The sequence below is a fragment of the Pedobacter sp. 01T416_2 genome (assembly GCF_056398925.1).
The window spans coordinates 1-6,066 of sequence record NZ_JBFTQI010000343.1 but is presented as its reverse complement, the minus strand read 5'-3'; the positions used below and the strand labels follow the sequence as shown (position 1 = coordinate 6,066).

Here is a 6,066-nt window from a genome sequence, read left to right as displayed (position 1 = left end):
CAGTAAAGACAGTGAGCAGGATAAGCTTCTTCGTCCAAAACTGGCACAATGGGTGGAAAAAGCGAATGATGATTTTGTGATAAAAATCCAATATAAAAACTTATTATATGAAACAATTTTTTAATATCAGTTTGTTCTTTCTTTTGCTGAGTGGAACTTTATTTGCACAACAGCCCGCTAATTATGCGACACACATGGATTGGTGGAAAGAGGCTAAGTTCGGTATGTTTGTGCATTGGGGCTTATATTCTGTTACAGCCGGCGATTGGAAGGGCAGACCTGCAAAAGGATATGAACATTTTATGCTGCACGAACGTATTCCACTTAAGGAGTATGCTAAAATAGCTGATGATTTTAATCCCACTAAATTTAATGCAGAAACTTGGGTTAAGGCCGCTAAGGCAGCTGGAATGAAGTATGTAGTGTTTACCAGTAAACATCATGACGGGTATGCCATGTATAACTCTAAGGCAAGTGATTATAATATTGTTAAAACTACAAAATGGGGTCGCGACCCAATAATGGAACTTGCTGCAGCATGTAAAAAATACGGAATGAAACTAGGGCTGTACTATTCGCTCGGACGCGACTGGGAAGATCCTGATGTGCCCACTAATTGGCCAGTAAAAGCAGGAAGGAGCAATACATGGGACTACCCGAATGAAGATGCTAAGGATTTGGCCAGGTATTTAGAGCGTAAAGTAAAACCCCAAATTAAAGAACTGTTAACGAATTACGGACCAATTGGCATTATTTGGTTTGATACCCCTGAGCTAATTAGTAAGCCACAGAGTGTTGAATTGGAGGCATTCATTAGAAAATTACAGCCCAATTGCATTATCAATAGCCGTATAGGCAATGGACTTGGAGATTACCTTGTATCTGAACAGCAGATCTCAGCCACAAAAATAACCAAGCCTTGGGAAGCTTGTATTACGATGAGCGGACATTGGAGTTACAACAAATATGATAACGCATGGAAATCTCCTGAATTGATTGTTAGGCAGTTGGTAGAAATTACCTGCAAAGGCGGAAACTTCTTGCTCAACGTAAACCCAGATGGAAAAGGAGAATTACCCACTCAATGTTTGGGGAATCTCAATGCGATAGGGCAATGGATGAGAACAAATCAAGAGGCGATCTATGGTACACAGCCATATACTATTTCCAATGAAGTAGTTTCTAAAACCACAAATGAAAAGCTAAAGAAAACTTCAGATTTAGTAGATACAGATAACGACAATACCATTAAAACAATTAATCCAGATATCTATTTTGCAAAAAAAGGTCATAGCATTTATATCTATGCATGTAGTTGGACAGCTCCAGATCTAACCATTAAAAGCTTGAAAGCAGGAATGGAGTCCATTAAGTCTATACAACTTTTGGGCGCTAAAAAACCTATAGTTTGGAAACAGAAAACGGATCACCTATATATCGCTGTGCCTAAAAAACTGCCAGTAGGAATACCTGTATATGTATTTAAAGTTACAATCTAGTGAAAAGAACAACAATTCTAGTTGCAATAGGCTTTAGTCTTACAGGGCGCAAAGATATGAATAATGCTAAAAGCAGATTAGTCACCCTTTTTAAACCAAATTTTGCCCCCTCATCGCAGTAAAGAAATTGAATATTTGTAATAAAGAATTACCTAAAAAAAGAATAAAATCAACTATCTGTTATGAAAAAACTCATCTTTCTATTATTCACCATTTCGTTTTTCAGCTGTAAAAAGGAAAGACCAACGCCACCCCTTCCAGATCCTGTAACAACAGTTGGGTATAATTTTGATAACGATAGCAATTCCAGTCTGATGTTCAAGGATGGTGAATCTATGGAACTCCTTACTTCCGAGGCCAGGCGTTATGAAATTGGCAAGGTACTGCGGGTAAAAGCTATAAATGCGACCACTATTGAAGTGGCGAATTTTGCACCTGTTGATATCGCAGATGCCACTATACTTTTAACCATACAGGGACAGTCAAAACCGGTAAAGCTGTTCAAGATCGGGAAAATCAGGGCACATGCTGCTCAACAGATCAAATATCCATTCATCGAAGGGGGAACGAAGTTTCTTGATGTCGATGGGGCGGAAATAGATCTTGCGCAATATAAAACCACTGGTATCCCAACAGACAAAGTATCGTTTGATTTTACCGGTGATTCAGATCTGATCAAAAAGCTGAAGAGTCTGTCTAAACTGAAATGGAAAATTAAATACCAAGATTTTGATGGCAATGATGATCCTAACAATAACTGGAAGGAAAATATTGATGCCAAGGATGTGCGCCGGTTCTCTGGGCTTATCATCAACCTGGCCTATCTGTTTCAGGCAGAACAAACCCAGACAGCATTTTTGGCTGAACCGATTACTGGTAACAATAAGGTAGCATTAACTGCGGAGCAAAAGCAGGAAGCATTTAAAAAGATAATAGATATACCAGAATTCAACTGCGGCGTAGTGGTAAATGTTTCCGGCCTGGGCGGTGGGTCGACCTTTGGCGTGGCTAACCATGTGTTAAGAGACTACCTGACCCTCGACATCTGTTTTGTTGCTGTACATGAGATCGGCCATATGGTGGGCTACTCACATGATTCGAGTATGACCTATCCAACCGCTGATAACAGGGGCGCTGTTGTGGCTACAGGGAATATATATAAGGGAATGATCGCAAAGAAAGATTTACCGATCACAACGGGCAATTATTACCTAAAGACAGATTTATAATGCATCGTATTTATGGCTTATTTCATCTGCATTTGCGGAGGGGGTAACGTATTGACCATTATCTATAAGCTTCGGGATCGGGAAGGGAAGACTTTCCGTATTTTCTGGCCAAAATGCCATGAGCTCAACTTAAAATTAAACAAACCAAATAAAAATGAAACAAACCTCTTTTAACATTAAGCACTATAGTTTTGTACTGGTATGTACGTTAACAATGATGGTCGTACTTTCAGCTTTTCTATGGCTTTCGCCAAAAAGTGAGTTGATAAAAGATGATTTTACCGTTGCCGAAAAACAGTATAGAGAACTGCTGAAAACCTCAACAGACTTAACCCGTTTTCCACGTACCATAAATCAAGACCGTTCTTTAAAAAGTACCGATATTAAGGATTGGACACAAGGCTTTTTTGCTGGAAATCTGTGGTATATTTATGAATATACTAAAAATCCGGAATGGAAAGCTGCAGCAACCAAATGGACAGAGGCCTTGGAGCAAGCACAATTTTTAACTCAACACCACGATATAGGATTTGTAATGTACTGCTCTTATGGCAATGCAATGAAGTTTGAGAAAGATCCCAAAAAATTGGATCAATACCGGAAAATCCTGATCCAATCAGCAGAGTCGGCTTTAACCCGTTTCGATCCTAAAGTAGGGCTGATCAAATCATGGAATGAAAAAAAATCGTGGGACAAGAAAACCACCTGGAAATATCCGGTTATTATTGATAATATGATGAACCTGGAGCTGCTTTGTTATGTATCTAAAATTACGGGTAACCCTAAGTATAAAAATGCGGCCATCAGCCATGCTTTAAATACGATGAAGAACCATTTTAGACCCGATTTTAGCACCTATCACGTGGTTGATTATAGTGCAAATGGTAAAGTATTGCACAGGCAGACCAATCAGGGCTATGCAGATAATTCTACATGGTCTAGAGGGCAGGGCTGGGCCATTTACGGCTTTACGATGATGTACAGAGAAACCAAAGATAAACGCTTTCTGGAAGCTGCACAAAAGGCAGCTGATTTTTACCTGAACAATCCAAACCTGCCAAAAGATAAAATTCCTAACTGGGACTTTAACGAGGGGCAGAAAGGCTTTACTCCAGATTGGGACTATGAGTCAAGAAAACTTTCTTATATCCCTCGCGATGCTTCTGCGGGCGCTCTTGTAGCCTCTGCCTTAATAGAGCTGAGTACTTTTTCTAAGGATAGCAAAAAGTATTTCAAACCCGCTGAACAAATGTTACAATCATTGTCTGATAGTACATATCTGGCTAAGCCGGGCAGCAATTCTGGTTTTATATTAAAACACTGTGTAGGTAGCTATCCACATAATTCTGAGATCGATGTTCCGTTGATATATGCTGACTATTATTTTATGGAAGCCTTATTGAGGTACCAAAAAATAAAAGAATAAGCACTTTAAGGCTGTTGTCTGGTATAAGCCCCAGAAACAGCCTTTTAAGCTAATTATTGCTACCTATAATCCTTAAATTGAGTAGCGTTAGGCTGCTGGAAGGAGGTAGATACAGACCATATTTTATGCTGTTTTTTAGCGGTGATATGCTATATTTTGAAAATAGCCCCGATTGTAGGATGATTGAATGGATACGTAGAAAAATAAACTTGTCGTGATGTGACAGGCTTTTGGGATAGTTATGGAGCCGTTGGATGGCGTGCTCCTAGACTTTTTATAACAAAACGATGGTTATCTCGCTATTTCTCCATTTATTAAAACTATGCATATTAGAAAATGTTCAGGCGTATGCATAAATTCATAAGACTTTAGTCGATGGCATTAAAGAATAGTATTGATCTTCTTATAGATTAGCTGAATGCGGAAACTGTAAAACACAGATTATTTAGTTTAAAGAAAAAGATAATGATAATAAAGAAAATATACATATTGTTTCAATTGCTAGGGCTGCTATTGGTCTTTCCATACCTAAGTTTTGCTCAGCGCAAAAAGCCGAATGTTGTCATCATTCTGGTTGACCAGTGGCGTGGTCAGGCACTAGGATATTTAGGCAAGGAAAAAGTAAAAACACCCAATATTGATGCATTTGCCAGAGAGAGTTTAACGGTTGGTCAAATGGTGGCCAACAATCCAGTCTGTTCGCCATCTAGGGCGATGCTGTTTACCGGGACTTATTCTTTTAAAAATAAGGTATATGCCAATGTCAACTCCGGGTCGGCTCCATATGGGGTGGAACTTCCACGCGAAATCGTATGCTGGTCTGACGTGTTAAAAGCAGGTGGATACGCCAATGGTTACATCGGTAAATGGCATTTAGATTCTCCGCACAAACCCTATATTCCTACCGCCAACAACACTGAGAAATTAGCCTGGAACGAATGGACACCTCCAGAAAAGAGACATGGTTTCGATTACTGGTATGCTTATGGTACATACGATTACCACTTGCGACCGATGTACTGGGATACTAAAGATCCCCGCGACAGCTTTCATTATGTAAACCAATGGGGGCCAGAGCATGAGGCAGATAAAGCCATAGATTTTTTTGACAATAAACAAAAGATAAGAAAAGAAAAGGCTCCTTTTTCGTTGGTCGTTTCCATCAATCCGCCACATTCGCCATATGATATGGTGCCAGAAAAATACACGGCCCTTTATCAAAATATCTCACTTGATTCGCTGCTGCATGATCCCAATATCCCACCTGCAGGCAGCCCAATGGGAGAGGAATACCGTAAAAACATCAAAAACTATTATGCAAATATGACCGGTGTTGATGATCAGATCGGACGTATAATCCGTTCCCTAAAGGATAAAAAGCTGCTGGAAAATACCATTGTTGTCATTACTGCCGATCATGGTAACTGTTTGGGCAAACATGATGAAGTTTCAAAGAATAATATTTACGAAGAATCACTGCGTGTTCCTTTTATTATCTACTGGAAAGGGAAAATTATGCCAGGCATCGATAATAAGCTCCTGTTAAGTATGCCTGATGTTTATCCAACACTGCTTGACTTAACAGGTAACAAAAATTCAATTCCAAACACTGTTGACGGAAAAAGTTATGCTTCCTATTTGCTGAACAGGAAGGGCAGCATACCCACAGAACAATTTATTATGGGCGGTATTGCCTATAGTAAACCAAATAGTTCCGGCTTCAGGGGGCTACGCACTGACCGCTATAAACTCGCCTATGAGAGAAAAGGGGATCATGTAATTGGCTATTTGTTTGATTTAAAGAATGATCCTTTTGAGCTTGATAATCAATATGATAGAAATAGCGAACAGGTTAAAAAACTTCGTCCAAAACTTCAGGAGTGGCTACAGAAAACAAATGATGGGTTTGTGT

General features: G+C 39.4%; 4 protein-coding genes. All 4 read left to right on the top strand.

Annotated features, from left to right (window positions below; genetic code table 11):
- The first annotated feature begins 107 nt into the window (after positions 1-107).
- The gene (locus AC1DPQ_RS15075; RefSeq protein WP_477579436.1) at positions 108-1,499 is read left to right on the top strand and encodes an alpha-L-fucosidase; all 1,392 of its coding nucleotides are present in this window, start codon (positions 108-110) and stop codon (positions 1,497-1,499) included.
- Between the two features lie 182 nt (positions 1,500-1,681).
- Positions 1,682-2,728 (top strand): hypothetical protein, encoded by a 1,047-nt coding sequence (locus AC1DPQ_RS15070; RefSeq protein ID WP_477610030.1) that lies wholly within the window; start codon positions 1,682-1,684, stop codon positions 2,726-2,728.
- 154 nt (positions 2,729-2,882) lie between these two features.
- Positions 2,883-4,154, top strand: coding sequence for a glycoside hydrolase family 88 protein (locus tag AC1DPQ_RS15065; RefSeq protein ID WP_477584500.1), 1,272 nt, complete (start codon positions 2,883-2,885; stop codon positions 4,152-4,154).
- Positions 4,155-4,619: 465 nt separating this feature from the next.
- Positions 4,620-6,066, top strand: a 1,447-nt coding sequence (locus tag AC1DPQ_RS15060) for a sulfatase family protein (RefSeq protein ID WP_477610028.1), incomplete at its 3' end; no start/stop codon positions are given.